The following is a 24,665-nucleotide window of genomic DNA, read 5'->3' on the forward strand; positions in this document are numbered from 1 at the left end:
CTCCCGTCAGGCTGGGTCCTTGCGGAACAACCAGCCGACCTTCGGCTCGAGCAGCCACCGCATGCCGCGCCGCACGAACGGCTGCGCCAGGAACAGGCTCACCGCACACGCCACCAACACCATCAGCAGCACGAACGGCCACGCCGAGTGCTCACCCGCCAGCACCCCGGACTCACGGATCGGGTAGAGCAGGAACGTGTGCAGCAGGTACACGTACATCGTCGCCGCACCGAACTGCGTCAGCCAGACCGTCCGCCGCGGCACGAGCACCAGGAACGACGCGGTCAACAGCGTCGCCAGGAGCATCAGCCCGAAGCGCACCCCACCGGCCCACCACGCGTCCTCGCCGAGCCCCGAGTACGAGTCGTCGTAGAAGAACCAGTGGTGCAGGTCGAACTCCTTGAACTGCGGGATCCACAGCGCACACGACACCGCCCACGCCGCGAACACCACGCCAGCGGCCACCCGCACCCGGACCACCGTCCGACGGGACGCCTCGTACCAGCGGTCGAACACCCCCCACTGCTTCACCTGCCACCCGAGCAGGAAGAACGGCAGCAGGCTGATCGCCCGGCCCAGGGACAGCGTCGAGTCCACGTTGTCGAAGTACCCGACGCCGATGCTCAGCACCACCGCCCACACCAGCGGCAACCGCAGCTGCGCCAGGTACGGCAGGATCAGCCGGAAGATCCCCAGCGCCAACAGGAACCACAGCGTCCACGTCGGCTTCGTCGGGTTGAACTCCTTGCCGCCCTCCACCACCGCCTGCACCACGGTCCAGATCGTCTGCATGATGATGTACGGCACCACGATGTCCGTGAAGGTCCGACGCATCCGCTTCGCCGTCGGGGTGTCCGCCGACGAGAAGTACCCGCTGATCACGCCGAACGCCGGCATGTGGAACGCGTAGATGAACGTGTACAGCGCCAGGGCGTGCTCGCTGCCCGTCGTCTGCCGCTGGATCGCGTGCCCGATCACCACCAGGGTCACCGCCAGGAACCTGGCCGTGTCCCACATCGGGATGCGCCGCTTGAGCCGACCCGGGTCGAGCGCCCCCGCCGGGGCAGAGGGCGCGGGAGGGGCGGCGTCCGTCGTCATCCTCCGCACGTTACCGTCCGGCGGCGAGGGCGGTGTCGGTAGCGTTGCCCCCGGGCCGCCCACCGTCCCCGACCCGCGAGGAGCATCATGACCACACGTCGAGCCGTCGTCACCGGAGCCAGCTCCGGCATCGGCGCCGCAACCGTCCGCCTGTTCCGCCAGCACGGGTGGGACGTCCTCGCCGTCGCCCGCCGAGCGGACCGGCTCGAAGCGCTCGCCGCAGAGACGGGCGCGGACACCCTGGTCGTGGACGTCACGGACGACGCCCACGTGACGGCGCTCGCCGCGCGGGTGGACGAGCTCGGCGGAGCGGACGTGCTCGTCAACAACGCCGGGGGAGCGTTCGGCTCGGCTTCGGTCGAACACAGCGACGTCGACGACTGGCGGGCGATGTTCGAGGTGAACGTCCTCGGCACGAAGCGTGTCACCGCGGCACTCCTGCCGGCCCTCCGTCGTCGTGCGGCCGAGGTCGGCGGTGCCGACGTCGTGACGGTGACGAGCACCGCGGGCTTCGTCGCGTACGAGAACGGCGGCGGGTACGTCGCCGCGAAGCACGCCGAGCACGCCCTGGTCGGGGTGCTCCGGCTCGAGCTGAACGGCGAACCGATCCGGGTGGTCGAGATCGCCCCCGGCATGGTGAAGACCGACGAGTTCGCCCTCGTCCGGTTCGGCGGCGACGGCGACGCGGCCGCCGCGGTCTACGACGGGGTGGAGGCGCCGCTGGTCGCCGACGACGTGGCCGAGGCGATCGTGCACGCGGTGGAACTGCCGGCGCACGTCAACCTGGACCTGGTGACGGTCCGGCCGGTGGCGCAGTCGGCGCAGCACAAGCTCGCGCGCGGCCCGCTGACCCCCAAGGCGTAGCGACCGGACCACACGCCGGACCCCGCAGCGCCCGGGCGACGATCGCGGGTCGCGGGCGGAGCATCCCTGCCGGTACCGTGGGCGGATGCCGATCAGCAGCGAACCCGCGGAGTCTCCCGCCTCGTCGACCGTGACCGTGACGAGCGGACCGGAGGTGCTCGGCTGGCTCGAGTTCGGCGACGCCGCCCGGCTGCTCGCGAAGGACGTCCTGTCCGCCGGCTTCGAGCCCGAGGTCGTCGTGGCCGTCGCCCGCGGTGGGCTCATCATCGCCGGTGCCGTCGCCTACGCACTCGGCACGAAGGAGTGCGGCTCGATCAACGTCGAGTTCTACACCGACGTCGAACAGCGCCTCGAGGAACCGGTCGTGCTGGCCCCGGCCCTCGACGCACCGAGCCTGGCCGGCAAGCGGGTCCTGGTCGTCGACGACGTGTCCGACTCCGGCCGCACCCTGGCGCTGGTCGTGGACATCATCCGCAGCGCCGGCGCCGACGTCCGGAGCGCCTGCCTCTACTCGAAGCCCGGCACCGTCCTCGAGCCGGACCACGTGTGGCGTCGCGTCGACGGCTGGATCACCTTCCCGTGGAGCGCCCTCGCCCCGGTGACGGCCGAGTCGTGAGCATCCACCTCGTCGGCGGCGGTCCCTTCGTCGCCGCGGACGCCGCCGCCGCCTTCACCGCCGAGGCGACCGCACGCTCCGCCGCCGTCGGTCGAACCGTCCCGCGCATCGCCCTGCTCTCCGTCGCCGGCGCCGACGGGTCCTCGCCGTCGTCCACCGCGGACATCGCCGAGGTCCTCGGCGGCTCCCGCGCGGCCGAGGTCCTGGTGACCGAGGTCGCCGCGGGCGCGGTCTTCGACACCACGGTGCTCAGCGACGTCGACGCCCTGGTCGTGAACGGCGGACGCACCCCGGACTACCTGGACGCCGTCGCCCCGCTCGTCGACCAGATCCGCCTGCTCGTCTCGGACGGGCTGCCCTACCTCGGCTACTCCGCCGGCGCGATGATCGCCGCGGACCGTGCCCTGGTCGGCGGCTTCCGCATCGGCGGTGTCGAGGTCTGCCCCGAGTCCGCGTCCGAGGGGCTCGACGAGGTCGAGCTCCGCGAAGGGCTGGGACTCGTCGACCTGACCATCGACGTGCACGCCGTCCAGGCCGGCACCCTCGCCCGCCTGGTCGCCGCCGCCGAAGCCGAGTTCGTCACCGCGGGCCTGGCCATCGACGAGGACACCACGCTCGTCGTCGGTGAGGGCGCGCTCGAGGTCCGGGGCACGGGGAGCGTCTGGCGGGTGATGGCGGGTGACGAGTCCGTCTCGGTCGCCACCATGGGCGCCTGAGCGTGCAGCCGAAGGCCCTCGCCGACCTGGTCGACCCGGGCTGGGCAGCAGCGCTCGCACCCGTCGAGGACGACGTCCACCGCATCGGTGACTGGCTCCGTGCCGAGACCGAGGCCGGACGCCCCTACCTGCCGGCCGGCCCCGCCGTGCTGCGCGCCTTCGAGGACCCGTTCGACCGGGTCAAGGTGCTCGTCGTCGGCCAGGACCCGTACCCGACGCCGGGACACCCGATCGGGCTGTCCTTCGCCGTCGACCCGCACGTGCGGCCAGTGCCGCGCAGCCTGCAGAACGTGTACCGCGAACTCCACGACGACCTCGGCGTCACCCCGCCGCAGCACGGGGACCTGCGTGCCTGGTCGGAGCAGGGCGTGCTGCTGCTCAACCGGGTCCTGACGGTCGGCGTCGGCGAACCGGCCAGTCACCGCGGCAAGGGCTGGGAACGCGTGACCGAGCAGGCCGTCACCGCGCTCGTCGCCCGCGGCGGCCCGCTCGTCGCCGTGCTCTGGGGGGCGCAGGCCGCGTCGGTCCGTCCGCTCCTCGGCGACACCCCGGTGGTGGCCTCGGCGCACCCGAGTCCGCTCAGCGCCTCCCGCGGGTTCTTCGGCAGCCGTCCGTTCTCGGCCGTCAACGACCTGCTGGTCGCCCAGGGTGCGGACCCCGTCGACTGGACACTGCCGACGGGGGCGTGACGGGCCTCCCGTAGGCTCGTGTCGTGCTCGAGGAGGAATACCAGCAGCGGCGTGTCCTGCCGCGGCACCTGCGTGCCCCGGCGCCGGTCGAACCGGCGTTCACGTACGCGATCCGTGCCGCCACCGCAGCCGACCTGCCCGAGGTCCGCGAGATCCACACCCACTACGTGCGGAACTCGTCCGTGACCTTCGACGCGGCCGCGTTCACCTTCGCGGCGTGGAAGAAGCGGTTCGACGAGGTGCAGCGCCGGAAGCTGCCCTTCCTGGTGGCGGAGAACCCGTCCGGCCAGGTCCTCGGCTACGCACTCGTCGAGCCGTGGAACATCCGCGACCGGTCGAACCGGGTGGTCGAGGACTCAATCTACCTCGGTGCGGCGTCGGGCGGCAAGGGGCTCGGACGGGCGCTGATGGAGGCGCTGCTCGAGGCCTGCCGCACCGCCGGCGTCCGCGAGGTCATCGCCGTGATCGCGGACCGGTCGGCGGACGCCTCGATCCGGCTGCACGAACGGCTCGGCTTCGAGGAGGTCGGGCGGATGGGCCGCGTCGGCTACAAGTACGACCGGTGGCTCGGCACGGTGACGATGCGGCTGCGCCTCCGCGGGACGCGGAAGCCGTTGTTCGGCGGGCGCTGACGGCGGCGGGAGCCGCCAGCGCCGACCGTCACTTGGTCGAGCTGCCCCGGGTGCCCGGCAGGCTGAGGATGTTGTCCGAGCCCTGCGGCACGACGATCAGCGAGCCGTTGTCGCCCGCGCTCTTCAGCGCCTCGATCTCCCGCTGCTTGAGTGCGGCGTCGGAGAGCGGCTGGCCGTTGAGCACCTTGTTCGCGTCCGCCTGCCCCTGCGCCTCGGCGACCTGTTGCTGCGCCTGGACCTTCTTCGCGTCGAGCAGGGCGCGCTCCTTCGTCACCTGGATCTGCGCCTGCTGGGCGGCGGCGTACGAGGCGGTGACGGACTTCGGCGGGGTGATCTCCTGCAGCGCGAAGTTGTCGACGTGCACGCCGGAGCCCTTCCAGCGCGCCTCGAGGGCCTGGATCATCGACTTCTCGACCGACCCGCGCTTGGTGATGAGCTGGATCGTGGTGAAGTCGTTCGGCACCTGGCGGACGACGCTCCGCACCGAGTTGCCGATGAACTGCGTCTTGAAGTTCTCCTCGGTCTTGTACGACCGGTAGATGTCGGTGACGGACTTCGCGTCGATGCTGTACTGCAGGTTCAGGCTGACGTTCGACGAGACGCCGTCCTGGTCCTGCACGGTGACGTAGGGGCCGGAGCGCACGTTGCCGTTGTTGTCCGAGTCGGACCCGTTGACGGCGTTGATGTAGGTCACCGTCTGGTTGCGGATGTTGAACGTGTGCAGCGTCGCCCAGGGCGCCTTGAAGTGGAAGCCGGAGTCCGTGGTCTGTCCGACGATGTTGCCGGAGATGTCCACCTGCACCTTCGACTCGCCGGTGTCCTGCGCGTAGAGGGTGCTCGCCAGCGTGCAGGCGACGAAGAGCAGCCCGGCGGCGACGGCGAACCACGTGGCGATCGTGTTCGGGCGGCGGGTCGGGGTGGCGAGCTGTGCCTCCCGGCCGGGCGTGGCCGCGCGCTCGGGCGTCGTGTAGGTCCGTGTCCGGAAGTACAGCGCGACGAGCGCGACGAGGAGGAAGAGGATGGCGAGCACGAACATGAAGAACCCCCGGTTTCGGTCCCTGCAGTCTGCCGCACCCCGGGAGCGGCCCCGGACCACCCGGCGTGCCCCGAACGGGGCGTCAGCGGGCTTCGGCGACGAACTCGTCGCGCGTGGTGCGCACCAGGTCGGCGGTCGCGTCGGAGGCGAGCTGCGCCTCCCGTCCGACGACCGCCCGGCCGACCGCCTGGTGCCGGGCTGCCGCCTCGGCCGTCCACCCGGTGATCGTGTCCCGGGACTCGCTCGTCCGGGTGCGGAGCAGGGCCTCGACGGTGCCCGCGAAGTGGGCGAAGACGCTGTTGCCGGACCCGGTCAGCAGGGCACGGTGGAAGCGGACGTCGGCGTCGAGGTAGGCGCGTCCGTCGCCGGCGGCCACCGCGGTGACCATGTCCTCGGCGGCGGACAGCACCGCGTCCGCCGCCGCTCCTCCGTGTCCGGCGGTCAGCCAGGCGGCGACCGGTTCGATGCCCAGCCGGAGTTCGAGGAGTTCGCGCTGCTGCGTGAAGTACGCGCCCGAGGAACCGCGCCAGCGGATCACCGACGGGGCCAGGAGTTCCCACCGGGTCGACGGCTGCACCTGCGTGCCGACGCGCTGCCGGGGTTCCACCAGTCCGAGGGACTGCAGCACCCGGAGAGCCTCCCGCACCACCGACCGTGAGACGCCGAACTCGTCGACGACGTCGTCGGGGCGGAGCACGGTGCCGGGCGCGAGGGTGCCGTCGACGATGCGCTGCCCGAGCGTGTCGAGCACGTGGGCGTGCAGGCCGCCGGGTGTCGGCATCGTTCCTCCTCGTCGGACCGAGTCACGCGGATGTGTGACGCGGTGTCCATTGCAGCGGCAGACTGCGCCTGGGTCCGGGTGACGCGCGGACGAAGACGAGGTAGTCTGATTAATCAGATTATTGCAGCGACGGCCGCGGGTGGGATCAGCACCCCGGTCGGCCCGGCACCAGCAGCAGGACGGCAGCAGCGCAGGAGCTGCTCCAGGAAGGGGCGCAGATGCCTCACCTCCAGACCACCGCAGTGCACCAGCTCGCCTCGGGCCACGTGCTCGCCGCGGGCACCGAGACGGTCGATCCGTCCGGACCGATCCCGCAACTCGTCATCGCCGCCCTCGTCGGCATCGTGGTGATCATCACCCTCATCACCTGGCTGAAGGTGCACCCCTTCGTCGCGCTGACGATCGGCGCGCTCGGCGTCGGCATCGGTGCCGGCCTCGCCCCGGAGAAGGCGGTGACGAGCTTCGGGGACGGCTTCGGCGCGACCATGACGAGCGTCGGCATCCTCGTCGGCCTCGGGTCGATGTTCGGCAAGCTCCTGGTCGACTCGGGTGCCGCCGACCGGGTCGTCGACACCCTGGTCCGCCGCTCGTCCGCCGCCGCACTGCCCTGGACGATGGCGCTGATCGGTGCGCTGATCGGCCTCCCGATGTTCTTCGAGGTGGGCCTGGTCCTGCTCATCCCGATCATCGTCCTGGTCGCGAAGCGCAGCGACGTCCCGATCATGAAGATCGCCATCCCCGCCCTCGCCGGCCTGTCGACGATGCACGCCTTCGTCCCGCCGCACCCCGGCCCGCTCGTCGCGGTCTCGACGGTGGGCGCCGACCTCGGCACGACCCTGGCGTTCGGCATCGTGCTCGCCATCCCCGTCATCGTCCTGGCCGGCCCGGTCTTCGCCCGCTTCGCGGCGCGCTGGGTCGACATCCCCGTGCCGGACATCTTCGGCTCTCGCGGCGAGGACCCCGCACACCCCGGCCGGGAGGCCCGTCGCGGCCCCGCCACGGAGGACACGGCTTCCTTGCCGAACGGCAAGAGCGACTTCACGCGCGTGATCAGTGAGCCGCGCAGCCCGTCGTTCGCCGTCGCCCTGGTCGGCATCCTGCTGCCCGTCGTGCTCATGCTCGCGCAGGCGATCCGCGAGGCGACCGCCCCCGACGCCGGTGGTGCCTGGGTCGGCGTCCTCGACTTCCTCGGCACGCCCATGATCGCGATCGGCATCGCCACCGTCTACGCGATGGTGTTCTTCGCGATCGGTGGCGGCATGGACCGGTCCGCCGTGGCCAAGTCGCTCGAGAGTGCGCTGCCCCCGGTCGCCGGGGTGCTGCTCATCGTCGGTGCCGGTGGTGGGTTCAAGCAGGTGCTCATCGACACGGGCATCGGTGGCGTGATCGCCGACGCCGTCAAGGACTCGGGCGTCTCGGTGCTCCTCGTCGCCTGGGTCGTCGCCGCGCTCGTCCGCGTCGCCACCGGGTCGGCGACCGTCGCGACCGTCACGGCCGCAGGCATCATGGCCCCGATCGCGCACGACCTGTCGTCGCCGATGACGTCGCTGCTCGTCCTCGCGATCGGCGCCGGGTCGGTGTTCCTGTCGCACGTCAACGACGCCGGGTTCTGGTTGGTGAAGGGGTACCTCAACACCACGGTGGGGCAGACGTTCAAGTCGTGGACGGTGCTCGAGTGCCTGATCTCGGTCATCGGTCTGGTCGGCGTCCTCGTCGCCGGGATCTTCATCCGATGAGCACCGAGTCCGTCAGCGCCGAGTCCGTCGGCGCCGAGTCCGTCAGTGCCGAAGGCGTCAGCGCCGTGGATGCCCGGGTGCTCGTCGTGATGGGGGTGTCCGGGTCCGGGAAGTCCACCGTCGCCGCGATGGTCGCCGACCAGCTCGGGTGGGCGTTCGCCGAGGGGGACACCATGCACCCCGAGGCGAACGTCGCCAAGATGCACGCCGGTACGCCCCTGACCGACGAGGACCGCTGGCCGTGGCTCGACGTCGTCGCGGGCTGGATCCGCGGCCACCTGCAGGCCGGGACCAACGGGGTGGTGACCTGCTCGGCGCTCAAGCGGTCGTACCGGGACGTGCTGCGGGCCTCCGGGGTGGTGTTCGTGCACGTGGCCGGGGACCGCGCGCTGCTCGAGGAACGGATGTCCGCGCGATCCGGGCACTTCATGCCGACCTCGCTGCTGGAGTCCCAGCTGGCGACGCTCGAGCCGCCACAGCCGGACGAGGTGCACGTCACCGTCGCCGCCGACCGGACCCCGGCCGAGGAGGCCGCGCAGGTCCTGGCGCTGCTGGGGCTGCCTCGGGACTGAACGGCCGACGCGGTCGGTGGGTCACGGAACCGGGGGAACGGCTCCCTCGTGTCCGAGCGTCGCCCAGCACACCGCGACGACGAGTGGGTGGGCGACCTCGGCGGTCGTCTCCCGCTCGTGGGTCAGCGCGAGGACCACGAGTGCGCCGAGCATCCCGGTCACCCGTGCGCGGCGCAGCAGGTCGGTGTCGACATGGATCCGGAACAGGTCGGACACCAGGGTGAAGACGTCCCCGAGTGCCGGTTCGAGGGTCGCGTCGGCGACCGGCGGCACCGAGGCCAGCACGAGTTCGGCCCATCCGCGGCGACGCAGTGCGAGGTCGACCAGGCCGGCCACCGCTGCGGCGTCTCGGTCGCGGGGTGCGGTGACGTCGTCGACCCGCTCGTGCACGTCGCGGGTGAGCCGGACGCACTGGTCGAGTGCGGCGGCGACGAGTCGCTCCTTCGTCGGGAACCGTCCGAGCAGACCGGTCTTCGAGTACCCGGTGGCGTCCGCGACGGCCTGCACCGACGTGTCACGGACCCCGCGGCGGGCGAGCAGCCCGGCGGTGACGTCCAGGACCGCTTCGTCGATCTCGGCGGCGGTCGGGCGGACCCGGGCCGACGTCGGGGCCGGTCCGGGCGTGGGGGTCCGGTCGCCGCCGGTCACGCTGCCGACCGTTCAGCGAGTCGACCGTTCGTACCGGTGTGCACGCGGTCGGTGCGCGAGCCGGCGGTGCTGATCACGGCGACCCCGGCGAGGAGCTCCCACGCGAGGATCGCGTACACCGCGACCCGTTCCCAGACCCCATCGGGCAGCAGGTCGACGGCGGTCCAGGCCGGATCGACCACGAGCATCACCAGACCGACCAGGCCGATCGCACCGAGCGCGACGCTCAGGACGCCCACCCACCTGGCGCCACGGCTGCGCTGCTCCGGTGCGTGCCGGAGCAGCGCGACACCGGCGACGACGGCCGCCGCGTTGCCCGCGATGATCGCCACAGCGGCCCCGAGGACGTGCAGGACCACGAGGCCGTTGTCGACCGAGGCCTGGCTGCCGTGGAAGAGGCCGACCAGCACGATGCCGACGCCGTGCGCCACCGCCAGGACGGTGAACCACCGCCGCGCGGCTGGTCGTCCCGGGGCCAGGCTCCCGACCGCCAGGTTCCGGGCGGCCAGCGCGGCCACGACGAACAGCACGCCGTGCAGCACGAAGGCGGTGTTCATGAGCAGGTGGAGCGGTGAGTCGATCGCCCGTCCCTGGAACACCTCCACGTCCGGCACGCCGAGGTCGCTGATGTAGTTCGTCGCGTACGAGTACCCGGGGAACGCGCTGGCACTGACGGCCTCGGCGACCAGGTAGAGCGCAGCCGCCGCGATCCAGCAGGACACGGCGAGGGCAGACTGATGTGGTCGCATACCGACCAACCTAGTCGGTCACGATCGAGGAGTCGTCACCGAATCCGGTGCTCGAGCGTCGCCGGCGCGTCCGGACCCGTCGGCAGGGCGGCGCGGGCCTGGTCCCACACGTCGTCACCGGCACCCAGCGCGGATCGGAGGTACGCGGTCGTCAGGCGCTGGACGAGGGCGACGCGCTCCGGGTTCTCGTCGGTGGTCTCGGCGGCCTCGTAGCCGGAGATCCCGCCGAGCCCGTGTTCCCCGCCGCGGAGGACGAGCAGGTCCGTGGCGCCGGGGCTCTGTGTGAAGGCGTCGGTGAACCAGTCCGGGCCGCGGGTCGACATCCGCGACTGGTCCTGGTCGCCGGCGACGACGAGCGTGGGCGTCGTCAGCTCGGCGAAGGACGGGCGCATGAACGGGAAGTGCTCGGCCGCGAACGGGACGAGGTCGTCGCCGGCCACGCCGGTGGCCGCGAGCAGGACGCCGGCGGTGATCCGGGCCTCCCGTCGGTCCTCGCCGGGCTGCCCGGCGTCGTCGAGGATCCGCGCCCCGAGCAGGCTCTGCACGCTCTGGCCGCCCCAGGAGTGCCCGGCGGCGGCGATCCGGCTGCGGTCGACGCGGCCGGACAGCCCGGGCAGGGCGGCCTCGACGGTGTCGAGCTGGTCGAGCACGCGGACCAGGTCGGTGGTGCGCTCGGACCAGATCGACGGGAAGACGGGGTGGTCGAACCCGATGCCGTTGCGACGGGAGTCGAGGTGCGTCGGCTGGACCACGACGAACCCGTGCGACGCCCAGAACGAGACGAGGGGTGCGTACGCGTCCAGGTGCATGCCGTTGCCGTGCGAGAAGAGCAGGACGGGCAGGTCCGTGCCGGTCGCCGGGGCGGACACGCGGACCTGCAGGGGGAGCGGGCGGCCCGGGGCCTCGAGCTGGACGGGGGCGACGGAGACGACGGGGGTGGAGTCGCCGAGGAGGTGGTCGAGCGCGGTGCTGAGTGAGGTGGGCACGGGGTTCCTTCCGGAGGGGTGACGGCTGCCGTACGATGAAGCGGAGCGGTGTTCCGGACAGTACCGGAACCTTGTTCCGTTTGCAACGACCGTCGAGGAGCCCCCATGCCCGAGCCCGGCCCAGCCGCGTCCGACCGCGTGCGACGCAGCGACGCGCGCCGGAACCAGGAGACCCTGCTCGACGCCGCCGCCCGGGTCTTCGTCCGGTCCGGCGTCGACGCCCCCGTGCGTGAGGTCGCGACGGAGGCCGGGGTCGGTGTGGGGACCGTCTACCGGCACTTCCCCACTCGGGCCGACCTCGTGCTCGCCGTCTACCGGCACCAGGTGGAGGCGTGCGCGGAGGCCGGCCCGCGCCTCCTGTCCGAGGCGTCCGACCCGGATGCGGCACTGCGGCAGTGGGTCGGGCTCTTCGTCGACTTCCTGGTCACCAAGCACGGACTGCCCGTCGCCATGCACGGCGACGGCGCCGCGACCGATGCGCTGCACCGGTACTTCGTCGACCGGCTCGTGCCGGTGTGCGCCGACCTGCTGACCGCCGCGCGTGCTGCCGTGCCGGAGCGGACGACGAGCGCGGGGGTCACCGGCTACGAACTGCTCCGCGGTGTCGGGAACCTGTGCATCGGGACGGCGGACGACCCGGACTTCGACGTCGAGCGGGCGGTCCAGGTGTACGTGTCCGGTGCGCTCGTCGGTGTCCCGGGCGAGTGAACACCGCGCTCCCGGTGCTCAGTCCTCGGTGAGTGCTGCCGCGTAGGCGCGCACCGACCGGTTGTACCGCGGCAGGGTCGGTTCGATCGTCTCGATGGCCAGCCGCAGCGCCTCGTCGCTCCGCCCGGCACTGTGCAGGGCGAGCGCGAGGAACACCGCCGGAGCGTCGCCGATCGACGGGTGGGCGGGGGCTGCGCGGAGCATCGTGATCGCGTCCTCGACCCGGCCCAGGTTCCGGAGCGTCGACGCGTGCTGGATCACCATCCGAGCGGCACGGACCGGGTCGACCGTCCCCAGACCCTCCGCGGTGGCCCGGCTGTACTCGACGTCGGCCTCGACCTCGTGCCCGCCGGAGTCGTATGCACCGCCGAGTTCGAAGGCCCCGAGCGCCGGGTGCGGTGCGGCGTCGACCAGCTCCCGCATCCGGTCGATCCGCTGTTCGCCGTCGACGTCGGGGTCGGCCCAGAGAGCGTCGACGTGCTGCTGCCACTCCGTCATGTCCACCGCGCCAGCCTAGGGGCGCCCCGATCCCGGACCGCTGGCGCGTGCGCCCTCGATGGCCCGTCAGGTCTCGGTGACCCGTCAGCCCTCGCTGGCCCGTCAGGCCTCGGTGACCCGCCCGGCCTCGACACGCCACTGCCGGTCGAGCTGCACGGTGTCGAGCATCCGCCGGTCGTGGGTCACCAGCAGCAGGGTCCCCTCGTACGTCTCGAGCGCCTGCTCCAGCTGTTCGATCGCGGTGAGGTCCAGGTGGTTCGTCGGCTCGTCGAGCACGAGCACGTTCACCCCGCGGGCCTGGAGGAGCGCCAGTCCGGCCCGGGTCCGCTCACCGGGCGAGAGCTCACCGGCGGCGCGTCCCACGTGGTCGGCCTTCAGCCCGAACTTCGCCAGCAGGGTGCGGACGTCCGCCGTCGTCATCTCGGGGACCAGCCCCTCGAACACCGCCGCGAGCGGCTCCGCACCCGTGAACAGCGAGCGGGCCTGGTCGACCTCGCCCACGGCGACGCTCGACCCGATCGACGCGGTGCCGCTCGTCGGTTCCTGCCGCCCGAGCAGCGCCCGCAGCAGCGTCGACTTGCCGGCGCCGTTCGGGCCCGTGATGCCGATCCGGTCGCCGCCGTTCACCTGCAGCGACACCGGGCCGAGCGTGAAGTCGCCCTGCTCGTACCGGGCGTCGGACAGCGTCGCGACGACGGCGGAGGACCGCGGCGCCTGGCCGATCGTGAACTCGAGCTGCCACTCCTTGCGGGGCTCCTCGACCTCGTCCAGTCGGGCGATCCGCGACTCCATCTGCCGGACCTTCTGCGCCTGCTTCTCGCTCGACTCGCTCGCGGCCTTGCGGCGGATCTTGTCGTTGTCCGGCGCCTTCTTCATCGCGTTGCGCACGCCCTGGCTGGACCACTCGCGCTGGGTCCGGGCACGCGAGACCAGGTCGGCCTTCGTCGCCGCGAAGTCGTCGTAGGCGTCGCGCTTGTGCTGGCGGGCGATCTCGCGTTCCTCGAGGTACGCGTCGTACCCGCCACCGAACAGGCGGTTCGAGGACTGCGCCAGGTCGAGTTCGAGGACCGCCGTCACCGAGCGCGCCAGGAACTCTCGGTCGTGGCTGACCAGCACGACACCGCCGCGGAGGCCGCGCACGAAGTCCTCGAGCCGGTCCAGCCCGTCCAGGTCCAGGTCGTTCGTCGGCTCGTCGAGCAGCACGATGTCGAAGCGTGAGAGCAGCAGCGCCGCGAGCCCCACACGAGCCGCCTGACCACCGGACAGCGACGTCATGAGTGAGTCCGCGGTGACCGAGCCGTCGGGTGCGTCGAGGGTCAACCCGAGGTCGGCGAGCACCACCGGCATCCGCTCGTCGAGGTCCGCCGCGCCCGAGGCCAGCCACCGCTCGAGTGCGATCGAGTACCGGTCCGCCGCGGCGTCACCGGCATCGGGCTCGCCGAGGGCCAGGGCCGTCGCGTCCATCTCCGCCGCCGCCTCCGCGCACCCGGTCCGTCGTGCGACGTACCCGGCGACCGTCTCACCGGGCACCCGCTCGTGCTCCTGCGGCAGCCAGCCGACGAGCGCGTCCGTCGGCGAGAGCGACACCGTCCCGGCGAGTGGCTCGTCCACCCCGGCGAGCAGGCGGAGCAGTGTCGACTTGCCGGCACCGTTCACCCCGACGACGCCGATCACGTCACCCGGTGCGACCGTGAGGTCGAGGGAGTCGAACAGCGTGCGGGCGGCGTAGCCGCCGGCGAGCCCCTTGGCGACGAGCGTGGCGGTCATCCCCACATCGTCCCACCTCACCAGGCCGGGCACGCACCGGACGGGAGGCGCGGCGCGGCCCGGTCCAGTGCCTCCCGTCCGGCGCGCTGCCACACTGACGGCATGCGACGCGTGCTGGTGCTGGGTGGGACCGGGTGGTTGGGGCGGACGATCGCCGAGGCAGCGATGCGGGACGGCGCCGAGGTGACCTGCCTGGCCCGGGGTGCGTCGGGGGAGCCGCCGGCCGGCGCACGGTTCGTCCGTGCCGACCGCTCGGCAGTCGACGCGTACTCCGCCGTCGGCGACGCCTGGGACGACGTCGTCGAGTTGGCGACCGATCCCGCGCACGTGGCGGCTGCGCTCGAAGCCCTCTCGGCTCGTGCCGCGCACTGGACGACGGTCTCGACGATCTCCGTGTACGCGCGGACCGACCGGGCCGGCGACGACGAGGACGCCCCCGTCGTCGAGCCCGTCGACCCGACGCAGTACGCCGACGCGAAGGTCGCCGGCGAGCGAGCGACCCGGCGGGCACGGGGGACGGACGCGCTCGTGGTCCGCCCGGGGCTCATCGTCGGGCCCGGCGACCCGAGCGACCGCTTCGGCTACTGGGCAGCCCGGCTCGATCGCGGCGGCGACGTGGTGACACCCGTCCTGGAGGACCGCGCCGTGCAGGTCGTCGACGTCACGGACCTGGCGGAGTGGATCGTCCGCGCCGGGCGAGCGGGCACGGTCGGGACCGTCGACGCCGTCGGTCCGAGCACGTCGATGCGGGCGTTCCTCGACGAGGTGCAGGCCGCGACCGGGTTCGACGGGAGGCTCGTGGCCGTCGACGACGACAGCCTCCTCGCGCAGGGGGTCGCCTACTGGGCCGGCCCGGCATCGCTGCCGCTGTGGATCCCGGTCAGCGAGGTCGGGTTCGCCCGGCGGGCCGGTCGGGCGTTCCTGGCCGCGGGCGGGACGGCTCGGCCGCTCGCCGAGACGGTCCGTCGTGTCGTCGAGGACGAGCGGGCCCGCGGGGTCGGGCGGGTGCGGCGGTCGGGGCTGACCGATGCGGAGGAGCGGCGGGTCCTCGACGTGGTCCGTCCGGGCTAGCGCGCCTCGGGGGTGGGTCCGGTGGCCGGGACCGGGGCCGGGGTCTGGGTCGGCGCCGGCGCCGGTCCTGGCGCCGGTCCTGGCGCCGGTCCTGCTCCCGGTTCGAGGGGTGGTGCCGAGTCGAACGCGACGGTGAGCAGGGGCAGCTCGTCGCGGGGGAGCACCGCCGTCAGGACCCGTCCGTCGTCGAGTACGGTCGCCAGGCCGAGCACGAAGGGGTCCGTGTCGAGGAGCAGGCCCGGGCGCTCGAGGCCGTCGACCAGGACCGGGTGTCCGGACTGGACACTGCGCTCGTCGACCAGGGCCGGCCACGGGTCCTCGGTCGGGTCCGGGAGGCCGTGTTCGTCGCGGTACTGGTTCATCAGGACGGACTGCACGTGGTCGACGAGCGCCTCGGCCGGTGCCGGGAGGTCCCCGCCCGGGGCCGTCCAATGTGTCTGCACCGCTTCCCACAGCATCGGGTACCGCATCCGCTCGACCCGGGCGACGAGCCAGGCCGGACGGGGCCAGGGCGGGACTTCCTCGAGCGCCCGCCGCTGCTCGTCCTCCATCGCCGCCAGGTTCACCGGGTCGTCGTGGTCGTCCGGGTTCCGCCAGAGCGTGGAGTGGCGCGACGCGGTCGCACGCTCGACCCGGCCGCCGGACTCGCTGGTCATCAGGCCGCCGGCGCCGAGGTCCTCGAGGTGCGGCTGCGCGACGAGTCCGGCGACGCCGAACCCCAGTGCCCGTATCGTCGCCCGCACCTCGAGCACCGGGTCGGGCGCGTCCGCGCTGAGCACTCCACCGTGGTCCATGCGCCGAGCCTGGTCGGGTCCGGGCAGCCGGTCAACCAGGAACTTCGTCAGGGTCGCCACAGCACAACGAAAGTCGTTATGCTCGCCGCATGTCGATCCCCGATGAGCGCGCCGCCGCACTCCGCCAGAAGAGCTCCGTGAGCGTCGTGTTCGTCGTCTCCCTGGGCATGATCGTGGTCGCCGCTGTGCGCGCCTGGTTCATCGTCGCCGGGATGGTCGAGCAACTGGCGCACCGGACGACCGGCATCGACTGGACCTGGACGCTCGAGACGCCCGTCGACCACGCCTCGGCAGACGTGTCCGGCGGGGCGAGGATCGTGGCCGGGACGACGCCGGCGGTGACCGAGATGATCGGACGGGTGCAGGACCTCCCGGCCGCGACGATCGTGCTGCACAGCCTGAGCGACCTCGTGACGGTCCTCACCACGGTCGGCATCGCCGTCTGTCTGCTGCTCGTGACGCGCAGCATCGGCGACGGCCGTCCGTTCGCCCGGACCTGCTCACGCGCGCTCACCACGCTCGCGGTCATCGTCTTCGTGGGGTTCGAGGCCGCCGCGGTCCTGCAGATCGTGAGCGAGATGACGCAACCGGCGATCGCCGGGGCGCTGCCCGAGCCGACCGGTTCCTCCACCGGCCACGCCGACCAGCTGGGCGCGCCGTTCTGGCCGCTCGTCGCCGCCGCCGGACTGTCCGCCCTCGCGGCAGTCTTCCGGACGGCTGCCGGGTACCGGGACGACTCGTCCGGACTGGTCTGATGGCGATCGTCTGCCGTCTCGACGAGCTGCTGCTGGCGCGCGGCATGACCCTCGTCGACCTCTCCGAACAGGTCGGGGTGAGCACCGTGAACCTCTCGATCCTCAAGAACGGGCACGCCAAGGCGGTCCGGTTCAGCACCCTCGAAGCGATCTGCGTCGCGCTCGACTGCCAGGTCGGGGACCTGCTCGCACAGGTGCCGGACGCGTCGGCCTAGGCTCGATCCGTGTTCGAACTCCACCACCTGTCGGCGCAGGAACTCTGGGACTGGATCCGCCGCGGTGACGCCACCGCCCGCGAGGTCACCGACCACTACCTCGCCCGCATCGAACGGCTGGACCCGGAGCTCCGCGCGTTCGTGACGGTCACCGCCGAGGCTGCGCGTGCCCGGGCCGACCACCTCGGCGACCTGGTGCCGACGTCGCGACCGCTGTGGGGCCTCCCGTCCGCGGACAAGGACCTGACGGACCGACGGGGTGTCCCCACCCGGTCCGGCACGCTCGCCCTGCCGGGTGAGGTGGCGACGGCCGACCACCCGCTCGTCACGGCACTCGACGACGCCGGCGCGATCAGCCTCGGCAAGACGGCGACGCCCGAGTTCGGCATGTCGTCGTCCTCCGAGACGGGCTTCGGCACCACCCGCAACCCGTACGACACCGCGCGTGCCCCGGGCGGGTCGTCGAGCGGCGCCGCCGTGGCCGTCGCGGCCGGGCTGCTGCCGGCGGCGGTCGGGTCGGACGGCGGAGGCTCGGTGCGGATCCCGGCGGCGGCCACCGGCCTGGTGGGACTCAAGCCGAGTCGCGGTCGGGTGCCGTCGATGCCCGGACGGACCGGGTTGGGCGGGCTGGCCGTCGCGGGGCCGCTCACACGGACCGTGGCCGACGCCGGGATGCTGCTCGACGCACTCGTCGCACCGACCGGGGTGCCGGAGCGGCAGCCGTACGCGCTCGTGACGCCCGACGTCGGCGACGGGCCGTTCACCGCGGCCGCCGTCCGGGGTGAGGGGCGCTTCGTGGTCGGGCTGCTCGAGGGCTCGCCGTGGGACGACTTCGTGGACGTGGTCGTCGACCCGGCCGCGCGGGAGGCCGTGGAGACCGCCGTCCGCGTCCTCGGCGAGGTCGGGCACGGGGTCGAGGACGTGGCGATGCCGCGCCTGCCGTACGCCGAGCCGTTCCAGGTGGCGTGGGAGTCCTCGGGGGCCGGCATCGCCCGGATCCCCGGCATCGACCTGCGTGCCCTGACGCCCCTCGTCGCCTGGCTGGTCGAGCGCGGCCGACCCCTCACGAGCACGCAGGTGCTCGATGCGATGGCCGGCCTCGACGCGTTCTCGGTCGCGCTGATCCGGGCGTTCGACCGGTTCGACGCCGTCCTCACCCCGACGCTCGCGATGACGCCCCGGCCGCTCGGCTGGTACGGCGACGACCCGGAGGAGGACTTCCGCCGCCAGTGCGCCTACTCGCCGTGGACCTCGATGGCGAACGTGTCGGGGCTGCCCGCGATCACGCTGCCTGTCGGGGTCACCGGCGAGGGGCACCCGGACGGCGCGGGCCTGCCGATGGGCGTGCAGCTCATCGGGCGTCCGGGTGGGGAGCGGGTGCTCCTGGCGATCGGGGCGCAGCTCGAACGCCGGCTGCGGTGGCAGCGGCGGCACCCGGCCGGCTGGTAGCGCCGGCCGCTGCTGCCGGCGGCACGCCCGGGTCCTGCCGCCGAGCGGTCACGACTTGCCGCGTGCTCTCCGCCGAGATGCCGCGATTGCGGCATCTCGCGCGTTCAGATGCCCGCTTTGTGGAACCTCGACGGGACACGTCCGGGCGCGCCGCGCCGCGACGGCGCGGCGCGGCGCTCGCCGCCGCGCCTACGGCAGCGTCGGCGCCGCCGCGACGAGGGCCCGCGTGACCTCGTGCGTCGGAGCGTCGAGCAGGGACACCGGGCCGTGCTCGACGATCCGCCCCGCCGACATCACCGCGACCGTGTCGCACAGCCGCTGCACCACGCCGATGTCGTGCGACACGAGCACGAGCGTCGCCCCGAGGTCGTCGACGAACGAGCGGAACAGGTCGATCACGCGCGCACGGACGACCACGTCGAGGGCACTCATCGGCTCGTCCCCGAACAGGATCCGCGGCCGGTGGACCACTGCGCGGGCGATCGCGATGCGCTGCCGCTGCCCGCCGGAGAACTCGTGCGGGTACCGGTCGGCGGCGTCGGCGGGCAGGTCCACCCGTTCCAGGACCGCTGCGACCATCGCCCGGTGGTCGCCCTCGACGCGGAGCGCCCGGAGCGGTTCGGCGACGATCGCCCCGACACGCATCCGCGGGTCGAGCGAGGCGACCGGGTCCTGGAACACGATGCCGGTCTCGCGCCGGAACCAGCGCGACGACACGGCCGATGCCCGCGCGTCCACGGGGCGGCCCGAGGCGTGCACGGTGCCGGTGCTGGGTGCCTCCAGTCCGGCGAGGAGGCGGACGAGCGTCGACTTGCCGGAACCGGACTCGCCGACGATCCCGAGGCGTGCGCCGGTGGGGACGACGAGGTCGACACCGTCGACGGCCGTGCGGATCGCCCCGGGCTCGAACGGACTGCGCCGGGGGAGCCGGTAGGTGCGGCTGAGGTCGGCGCCCAGGAGTGCCGGCCGGGTGCTGTCGAGATCGGTCACGAGGTCCTCCTGGCGGTGGCCCGTGCGGCGTCGACGAGCGCGACGGTGGACGGGTGCCCGGGCGTGGCGAGCAGGTCGGCGACGCGGCCCTGCTCGACGACGCGGCCGGACTCGAGGACGACCGCCGTGTCCGCGATGCGCGACAGCACCGCCAGGTCGTGGGTGACGAACAGCATCCCGGTGCCACGGGAGGCGGTGAGCGACTCGAACAGGTCGAGGATCCGGGCCTGCGTGGTCACGTCGAGCGCCGTGGTCGGTTCGTCCGCGACCAGGAACGCGGGCTCGCCGGCCATCGCCATCGCGATGCAGATCCGCTGCCGCTGCCCACCGGAGAGCTGGTGCGGGTACTGCCGGAGCAGCAGCTCCGGGTCGGGCAGGCCGACGTCCCGGGCGAGTCCGACCGCGGCCTCGGCGGCGGCGCGACGGTCGAGCCCCCGGTGCAACCGCAGCGGTTCGACGATCTGCTTGCCGACCCGCCGGAGCGGGTCGAGCGCGGTGCCCGGCTCCTGGAACACCATCCCGATCGCCGCACCACGGGTCTGGGCGCGCTCGCGGTCGGGCAGGCCGACGAGCTCCCGCCCGTCCAGGCGGATGCTGCCGGTGACCGTCGCCCCGGCGGGCTCCAGGCCCATCAGGGCGAGCGAGGTCATCGACTTCCCCGACCCGGATGCGCCGATCACGCCGACACGACGGCCGGGAGGCACGGTGAACGTCACGTCGTCGAGCACCGTCCGCCCCGCGATCCGGACCGTCAGGCCGCGGACGTCGAGGCCGGGCGTGGCCGTGGCGTCGCTCACGCGATGCCCTCCGTCCCGGTGACCGCGCCGGTCACGCGGGAGGTGCCGGTCGTGCCGGTGTCGCTGCTCGTGCCGGCGCCGCCGCTGCTTGCGGGGGCTGCGTCCGGCCCCCGCCGGCTCGTCGTCAACCGCGGGTCGGTGGCGTCCCGGACGGCGTCCCCGAGCAGCGACAGCGCCATCACGACGACCGCGATCGCAGCCCCCGGCCAGGTCGCGCTCCACGGGTGCACGCCGATGTAGGTCTGCAGGTCGGACAGCAGCCGGCCCCAGGACGCTGTGCCCGCGTCGGCGCCGTAGCCCAGGTAGGACAGTCCGGCCTCGGCGAGGACCGCGGTCGCCATCGCGAGCGAGAGCTGCACGGTGAACAGCGGCGCCGCGTTCGGCACGAGGTGGCGGAACAGCACGCCGAGCGGCCCGACACCCGACGCCCGGGCGGCGACGACGTAGTCACTCCGGGCGATGCGGCGGATCTCACCGCGGGCGACCCGGGCGATCGTGACGCCGAACGCCAGCCCGACGGAGACCACGACGACGCCGAGGGAGCCGCCGTACACCGCGGTGAGGAGCATCGCGGTGAGCAGGGTGGGGAAGGCGACCAGGACGTCGAGGAGCACCGCGGTGGCCTCGCGGACCCAGCGGGCGGTGAGCGAGCCGATCGCGGTGAGGACGATGCCGACGACGCTCGCGATGACCCCGGCGCCGACCGCGACGACGACCGTGGTCCGGGTGCCGGCGAGCAGGTAGCTGGCGATGTCGCGACCGACCCCGTCGGTGCCGAACCAGTGCGCGGCGCTCGGCCGCTCCCACTGGTGGAACGGGTCGGTGCGGAACGGGTTCTCGGGAGTCCAGACGAGCGACACCGCGGCCAGGACGACGAGCAGCCCGAGGACGACGACGGCGAACAGTCCGGTCGGGGTCCGGAGCAGCCGGCCGAGCGCGCTCACGACGAGGCCTCGCGTTGGCGGGGGTCGAGCACGCGGTGCAGGACGTCGACGGCGAACCCGACGAGCAGCACGAGACCGGTGAGCACGAGGAGTTCGGACTGCACCTTCGTGATGTCGCGGCGGCCGACGTCGGTGACGAGCATGCGGCCGACCCCGGGCAGCGAGAACAGCTGCTCGACGACGACGGCGCCGACCAGCAGACCCGCGATCTGCACCCCGAGGACGGCGAGCACGGTCAGCGCGACGCTCGGCAGCCCGTGACGGAGGAGTGCGCGGTTCTTCGTCAGGCCGATCGCGGCGGCGGTCCGGACGTGGTCGGCGTCGAGGACGGACAGCGTCGCCGACCGGGTGAAGCGGAGGATCACGGCACCCTCCACCGCACCGATCGTCAGTGCGGGGAGGACGAGTGCGGCGAACGCCCGGTCCGGGGTGTCCCAGCCGTCGAGCGGGAAGCCCTGCACGGGCAGCCAGTGCAGGGTCACGGCGAACAGGGCGACGAGCAGCATGCCGGCCCAGACGACCGGGATCGCCGCGACGGCCTGCGCGGCGGCGGAGATCGCGGCACCGCCCGGTCGGCGTCGGAGCACCGCGGCCAGGACGCCGAGCGGGACGCCGATCACCAGCGCTGCGACGAGGGACATGCCGGCGAGGGGCAGCGTCACCGCGAGCTTCTGCGCGATCTCCGGGGCGACCGGGCCCCGGGTGACCAGCGAGCTGCCGAGGTCGCCGCGGAACAGGCCGCCGATCCAGTCGAGGTACTGCAGCACGACGGGCCGGTCGAGCCCGAGCTGCTCGCGGAGCGCGGCGACCTGGGCGGGCGTCGCCTCGGCGCCCGCGACGACCTGCGCGACGTCACCGGGGAGCACGCGGAGCGTCGCGAAGACGATCAGGCTCGCCACGAGCAGTCCGACGGCGAGCAGGAGCACCCGCCCGACGAGGAATCGGGTCACGAGTCCGATGCTACGAGACGGCGAGGCCCGCCAGGTCCAGGCGGGTCGTGGTGCTGTCGAACGGGAACCCGCTGATGCCGTCGCGCACGGCGGTCGTGGTGGTCGCCGTGTAGAGCCACTCGGCCGCGGCGTCGTCGCTGACGATCTTCGCCGCCTGCTGCAGGGCCCGTTCCTTCTCGGTCTGGTCGGTCGTGGCGACCGAGGCGGCGTAGAGCCGCTGGACCTCGGCGTTGTCGTAGCCGAAGTAGTACTTCGGGTTCGCCCAGTTGCCGAAGTCCCGCGCCTCGGTGTGGTTCACCATGCTGAGGTCGAAGTCCTTCTTCGTGAAGACGGTGTCGAGCCAGGTCGCGAAGTCGACGCGCTGCACCTTGAGCGTGATGCCGACGTCGGCGAGCTCGGAGGTCAGGACGTCGCCGATCGCCGTCGGGTACACGTTGGCGTAGGTCAGGGTCAGCGTCGGCTTCGTCACGCCGGCCTGCTGCAGGAGCTTCTTCGCTGCGGCCGGGTCGTACGTGTCGACGTCGGTCAGGTCCTGGTAGCCGGGGTCGAGGGCGGGGATCGGGCCGCCCTGTTCCACCCCGCCGCCGCCGATCGCCTTGATGACGGCCTTCGGGTCGATGGCCTGCCGGATCGCCCGGCGGACGCGGACGTCGGTGAAGGGCGTCTTCTGGTCGTTGAAGGCGAGGGTGTACTTGTCGGTCGTCTTGCCCGTGTGCAGCGTGACCCCGGAGGTGTCCTGCAGCTGGCTCTTGAGCGTGCCGTCGACCGCGGTCTCGACGTCGAGGTCCCCGCCGGCCATCGCGTTGACGGCCGTCGACGGGTCGGTGATGTACCGGAAGACGACCGTCGCCACCTTCGCCTTCGCGCCCCAGTAGTCCGGGTTCCTGCGGAAGGTGAGCGAGTCACCCTGCTTCCAGCTGGCGACCTCGAAGGGCCCGGTGCCGTTCGCGGTCTTCGTCCGGTCGTTGTCGGCCGCCTGCTCGAGGACCAGTCCGGCGCGGCCGGTGAGGTTCCAGAGCAGGTCCGAGTCCGGCTTCGACAGGGTGAGCGTCACGGTGTCGTCAGCGGTCGCGGCAACGGTCTTGACGGATGCGAGGTCGTCCGCGTCGACGTAGGAGTCGTGTGCCTGGACGTCCTGCAGCGACCAGACGACGTCCTTCGCGGTGACGGGCTCGCCGTCCTCGAACGTCGCACCGTCGCGGAGCGTGAACGTGTACGTCAGGCCGTCCGCGGACACCTGGTGCGAGGACGCCAGCACGTCGCGGACCGAGCCGTCCGCGGTCCGCCCGACGAGCCCCTGGTAGACGTTGTCGATGAGCACCTGGTCGAGCGCGTTGCCCGACTGTGTGCGGATGTCGAGGCTCGTCGGCTCGAGCACGAGGCCGACCCGGACCGTCGCGTCGGCGCCGCCGCGACGGTCGTCGGAGCCGCCGGAGCAGCCGGCCAGGGCGACCGAGGTCGCGACGGCGAGGGCTGCCGCGGCGAGGGCGGTGCGGTGGAGCGGACGCATGCTGGGTTCCTTCCCGGAGCCGGACCCCGTCGGGGCCGGATCGACCCGCTGTGGGGCCGGATCGGAGGGTGCCGTGACGACGGTCGTCAGCGGCGCTCGGACGAGGCTACCGGGCGCTCGGGCGTCGGCGGTGTCAGGTCTCGGACGAAGTCGCAGGGGGTTCTTCGACGCCATCCAACAAACCGTGTCCACCAGCCCATTCCCGGATCGCCCGGGCGAGCGGCAGCGGCGCCTGCGTCTGCACGGCGTGCCGCGACTCCACCGTCACGATCGAAGCGTCCGGCAGGCGCTCGGCGAACGCCTGGTGCAGCTTGGGGGAGACGTAGCCCCGGTCGCCGCGGACGAGCAGGAGCGGGACGTCGAGCTGCTCGAGGTCCGGCCACGCGTCCGCGAACCGCCCGACGGACGACATGCGACCGCCGAGGTGCGGGAAGTGGTGCCGCCGGACGAGTCGGCCGTCCGCGCCGAGCCGGGTGGAGTGGCGCGCTTCGCGGAGGAGTGTCGCCTCGTCCCCACCCACCCGCGCGGCGATCGCCCGTTCGACGACCTCGTCCAGGTTCGCGAACGGCTCCTCGGACTCCAGCGCGCGGGCGATCCGGTCCACGGCCCGCTGCGCGAAGTCCGGCGACATGTCGACGAGGACGAGACCGGTGACCCGCTCGGGGGCGAGGGCCGCGAGTCGGGCCGACAGGATCGCGCCGAGCGAGTGGCCGACGACGAGTCCGGGTGGCACCGCGAGCGCGTCGAGAGCGGCGAGGACGGTCGGTGCCGTCGCGGTCGCCGCGTAGTCCGCGTCCTCCCGCCAGGCCGACCGGCCGTGACCGGGCAGGTCCAGTGCGACGGCCGGCTGGTCGACCGCGATCGCGGTCTGGTCGAAGCTGTGTGCGTCGATGCCGAGCCCGTGCAGGTAGGTGATCCGCGCCTCCCGTCCGCCGGTCGGTGGGTCGGTGCGCGACCAGCGGATCGCGGAGACCGTCCCGCCGTCGGCCGTCGGGACCTCCTGCCGGGAGGCGCGGAGCGGCTCGGTCACGCCGCTCGCGGCCGCCAGGGCGGGGACGTCGGCGAATTCGTCATCGTGCTCGGACACCGGACCA

27 protein-coding genes are annotated in these 24,665 nt (G+C 72.9%); 12 read left to right on the plus strand and 15 right to left on the minus strand.

Going from position 1 to position 24,665, the window contains the following annotated elements; genetic code table 11:
- Positions 1 to 6: 6 nt before the first annotated feature.
- Positions 7 to 1,098 (minus strand): acyltransferase family protein, encoded by a 1,092-nt coding sequence (locus tag E9228_RS00850; RefSeq protein WP_166778747.1) that lies wholly within the window; start codon positions 1,096 to 1,098, stop codon positions 7 to 9.
- An 87-nt stretch (positions 1,099 to 1,185) separates the two neighbouring features.
- On the opposite strand from E9228_RS00850, the gene E9228_RS00855 reads away from it, so the two are divergent.
- From E9228_RS00855 to E9228_RS00875, 5 genes are all read left to right on the plus strand, one after another.
- Positions 1,186 to 1,962, plus strand: coding sequence for an SDR family oxidoreductase (locus E9228_RS00855; protein WP_166778748.1), 777 nt, complete (start codon positions 1,186 to 1,188; stop codon positions 1,960 to 1,962).
- A gap of 85 nt (positions 1,963 to 2,047) precedes the next feature.
- Complete coding sequence (locus E9228_RS00860; RefSeq protein WP_166778749.1) at positions 2,048 to 2,578, plus strand: phosphoribosyltransferase; 531 nt, start codon at positions 2,048 to 2,050, stop codon at positions 2,576 to 2,578.
- Positions 2,575 to 3,294 carry a Type 1 glutamine amidotransferase-like domain-containing protein gene (locus tag E9228_RS00865; RefSeq protein ID WP_166778750.1) on the plus strand — a complete coding sequence of 240 codons (720 nt, stop codon included), beginning with the start codon at positions 2,575 to 2,577 and terminating at the stop codon, positions 3,292 to 3,294. Before E9228_RS00860 ends, E9228_RS00865 begins: the two co-directional genes overlap by 4 nt.
- Positions 3,295 to 3,296: 2 nt before the next feature.
- Complete coding sequence (locus tag E9228_RS00870; protein ID WP_341849718.1) at positions 3,297 to 3,983, plus strand: uracil-DNA glycosylase; 687 nt, start codon at positions 3,297 to 3,299, stop codon at positions 3,981 to 3,983.
- A gap of 23 nt (positions 3,984 to 4,006) precedes the next feature.
- A complete protein-coding gene (locus E9228_RS00875; RefSeq protein ID WP_166778751.1) occupies positions 4,007 to 4,615 on the plus strand; it encodes a GNAT family N-acetyltransferase in 609 nt (202 codons plus the stop codon).
- Between the two features lie 28 nt (positions 4,616 to 4,643).
- Here E9228_RS00875 and E9228_RS00880 read toward each other — a convergent pair whose 3' ends face one another.
- Positions 4,644 to 5,651: an SPFH domain-containing protein gene (locus tag E9228_RS00880; RefSeq protein ID WP_166778752.1), complete on the minus strand. Its 1,008-nt coding sequence runs from the start codon at positions 5,649 to 5,651 to the stop codon at positions 4,644 to 4,646.
- Positions 5,652 to 5,733: 82 nt separating this feature from the next.
- Complete coding sequence (locus E9228_RS00885; protein WP_166778753.1) at positions 5,734 to 6,432, minus strand: FadR/GntR family transcriptional regulator; 699 nt, start codon at positions 6,430 to 6,432, stop codon at positions 5,734 to 5,736.
- Between the two features lie 218 nt (positions 6,433 to 6,650).
- Between E9228_RS00885 and E9228_RS00890 the strand changes: the two genes are divergently transcribed.
- Positions 6,651 to 8,168 carry a GntP family permease gene (locus tag E9228_RS00890; protein WP_208385431.1) on the plus strand — a complete coding sequence of 506 codons (1,518 nt, stop codon included), beginning with the start codon at positions 6,651 to 6,653 and terminating at the stop codon, positions 8,166 to 8,168.
- A gap of 89 nt (positions 8,169 to 8,257) precedes the next feature.
- Complete coding sequence (locus E9228_RS00895) at positions 8,258 to 8,740, plus strand: gluconokinase (RefSeq protein WP_252727611.1); 483 nt, start codon at positions 8,258 to 8,260, stop codon at positions 8,738 to 8,740.
- A gap of 21 nt (positions 8,741 to 8,761) precedes the next feature.
- On the opposite strand, the gene E9228_RS00900 is transcribed toward E9228_RS00895, so the two are convergent.
- The 3 genes from E9228_RS00900 to E9228_RS00910 are packed head-to-tail and all read right to left on the minus strand — an operon-like array spanning position 8,762 to position 11,123.
- On the minus strand, positions 8,762 to 9,388 hold the full coding sequence (locus E9228_RS00900; RefSeq protein WP_166778755.1) for a TetR family transcriptional regulator: 627 nt from the start codon (positions 9,386 to 9,388) through the stop codon (positions 8,762 to 8,764).
- Entirely contained in the window at positions 9,385 to 10,137 is a 753-nt protein-coding gene (locus E9228_RS00905) for a DUF998 domain-containing protein (RefSeq protein WP_166778756.1), read from the minus strand. Before E9228_RS00905 ends, E9228_RS00900 begins: the two co-directional genes overlap by 4 nt.
- Before the next feature lie 35 nt (positions 10,138 to 10,172).
- Complete coding sequence (locus tag E9228_RS00910) at positions 10,173 to 11,123, minus strand: alpha/beta hydrolase (protein WP_166778757.1); 951 nt, start codon at positions 11,121 to 11,123, stop codon at positions 10,173 to 10,175.
- 105 nt (positions 11,124 to 11,228) lie between these two features.
- Between E9228_RS00910 and E9228_RS00915 the strand changes: the two genes are divergently transcribed.
- Complete coding sequence (locus E9228_RS00915) at positions 11,229 to 11,831, plus strand: TetR/AcrR family transcriptional regulator (protein ID WP_166778758.1); 603 nt, start codon at positions 11,229 to 11,231, stop codon at positions 11,829 to 11,831.
- An 18-nt stretch (positions 11,832 to 11,849) separates the two neighbouring features.
- Here E9228_RS00915 and E9228_RS00920 read toward each other — a convergent pair whose 3' ends face one another.
- On the minus strand, positions 11,850 to 12,329 hold the full coding sequence (locus tag E9228_RS00920; protein ID WP_166779336.1) for a tetratricopeptide repeat protein: 480 nt from the start codon (positions 12,327 to 12,329) through the stop codon (positions 11,850 to 11,852).
- A gap of 102 nt (positions 12,330 to 12,431) precedes the next feature.
- The gene (locus E9228_RS00925; protein WP_166778759.1) at positions 12,432 to 14,096 is read right to left on the minus strand and encodes an ABC-F family ATP-binding cassette domain-containing protein; all 1,665 of its coding nucleotides are present in this window, start codon (positions 14,094 to 14,096) and stop codon (positions 12,432 to 12,434) included.
- Between the two features lie 102 nt (positions 14,097 to 14,198).
- Here E9228_RS00925 and E9228_RS00930 point away from each other — a divergent pair, with 102 nt between their 5' ends.
- Entirely contained in the window at positions 14,199 to 15,167 is a 969-nt protein-coding gene (locus E9228_RS00930; RefSeq protein WP_166778760.1) for an NAD-dependent epimerase/dehydratase family protein, read from the plus strand.
- Here E9228_RS00930 and E9228_RS16730 read toward each other — a convergent pair.
- On the minus strand, positions 15,164 to 15,961 hold the full coding sequence (locus E9228_RS16730) for a hypothetical protein (protein ID WP_208385432.1): 798 nt from the start codon (positions 15,959 to 15,961) through the stop codon (positions 15,164 to 15,166). The genes E9228_RS00930 and E9228_RS16730 overlap by 4 nt on opposite strands.
- A gap of 89 nt (positions 15,962 to 16,050) precedes the next feature.
- On the opposite strand from E9228_RS16730, the gene E9228_RS00940 reads away from it, so the two are divergent.
- From E9228_RS00940 to E9228_RS00950, 3 genes are read left to right on the plus strand one after another with little or no spacing between them, the layout of a single operon-like run.
- Positions 16,051 to 16,716, plus strand: a complete 666-nt coding sequence (locus E9228_RS00940; RefSeq protein WP_166778761.1) for a hypothetical protein — start codon at positions 16,051 to 16,053, stop codon at positions 16,714 to 16,716.
- The gene (locus E9228_RS00945; RefSeq protein WP_166778762.1) at positions 16,716 to 16,931 is read left to right on the plus strand and encodes a helix-turn-helix domain-containing protein; all 216 of its coding nucleotides are present in this window, start codon (positions 16,716 to 16,718) and stop codon (positions 16,929 to 16,931) included. Before E9228_RS00940 ends, E9228_RS00945 begins: the two co-directional genes overlap by 1 nt.
- A gap of 9 nt (positions 16,932 to 16,940) precedes the next feature.
- The gene (locus E9228_RS00950; RefSeq protein ID WP_166778763.1) at positions 16,941 to 18,380 is read left to right on the plus strand and encodes an amidase family protein; all 1,440 of its coding nucleotides are present in this window, start codon (positions 16,941 to 16,943) and stop codon (positions 18,378 to 18,380) included.
- Positions 18,381 to 18,569: 189 nt separating this feature from the next.
- Here E9228_RS00950 and E9228_RS00955 read toward each other — a convergent pair whose 3' ends face one another.
- The 6 genes from E9228_RS00955 to E9228_RS00980 form a co-directional block, all read right to left on the minus strand.
- Entirely contained in the window at positions 18,570 to 19,370 is an 801-nt protein-coding gene (locus E9228_RS00955; RefSeq protein ID WP_341849719.1) for an ABC transporter ATP-binding protein, read from the minus strand.
- Complete coding sequence (locus tag E9228_RS00960) at positions 19,367 to 20,167, minus strand: ATP-binding cassette domain-containing protein (RefSeq protein ID WP_166778764.1); 801 nt, start codon at positions 20,165 to 20,167, stop codon at positions 19,367 to 19,369. Before E9228_RS00960 ends, E9228_RS00955 begins: the two co-directional genes overlap by 4 nt.
- A complete protein-coding gene (locus E9228_RS00965) occupies positions 20,164 to 21,111 on the minus strand; it encodes an ABC transporter permease subunit (RefSeq protein WP_166778765.1) in 948 nt (315 codons plus the stop codon). The genes E9228_RS00960 and E9228_RS00965 overlap by 4 nt, the downstream gene beginning before the upstream one ends.
- The gene (locus tag E9228_RS00970) at positions 21,108 to 22,061 is read right to left on the minus strand and encodes an ABC transporter permease subunit (protein WP_166778766.1); all 954 of its coding nucleotides are present in this window, start codon (positions 22,059 to 22,061) and stop codon (positions 21,108 to 21,110) included. The genes E9228_RS00965 and E9228_RS00970 overlap by 4 nt, the downstream gene beginning before the upstream one ends.
- Before the next feature lie 10 nt (positions 22,062 to 22,071).
- The gene (locus E9228_RS00975) at positions 22,072 to 23,571 is read right to left on the minus strand and encodes an ABC transporter substrate-binding protein (protein WP_166778767.1); all 1,500 of its coding nucleotides are present in this window, start codon (positions 23,569 to 23,571) and stop codon (positions 22,072 to 22,074) included.
- A gap of 133 nt (positions 23,572 to 23,704) precedes the next feature.
- Positions 23,705 to 24,658, minus strand: a complete 954-nt coding sequence (locus E9228_RS00980; RefSeq protein WP_166778768.1) for an alpha/beta fold hydrolase — start codon at positions 24,656 to 24,658, stop codon at positions 23,705 to 23,707.
- Positions 24,659 to 24,665: the final 7 nt, after the last annotated feature.

This window comes from Curtobacterium salicis, from assembly GCF_011759505.1.
Classification (GTDB): Bacteria; Actinomycetota; Actinomycetes; order Actinomycetales; family Microbacteriaceae; genus Curtobacterium; species Curtobacterium salicis.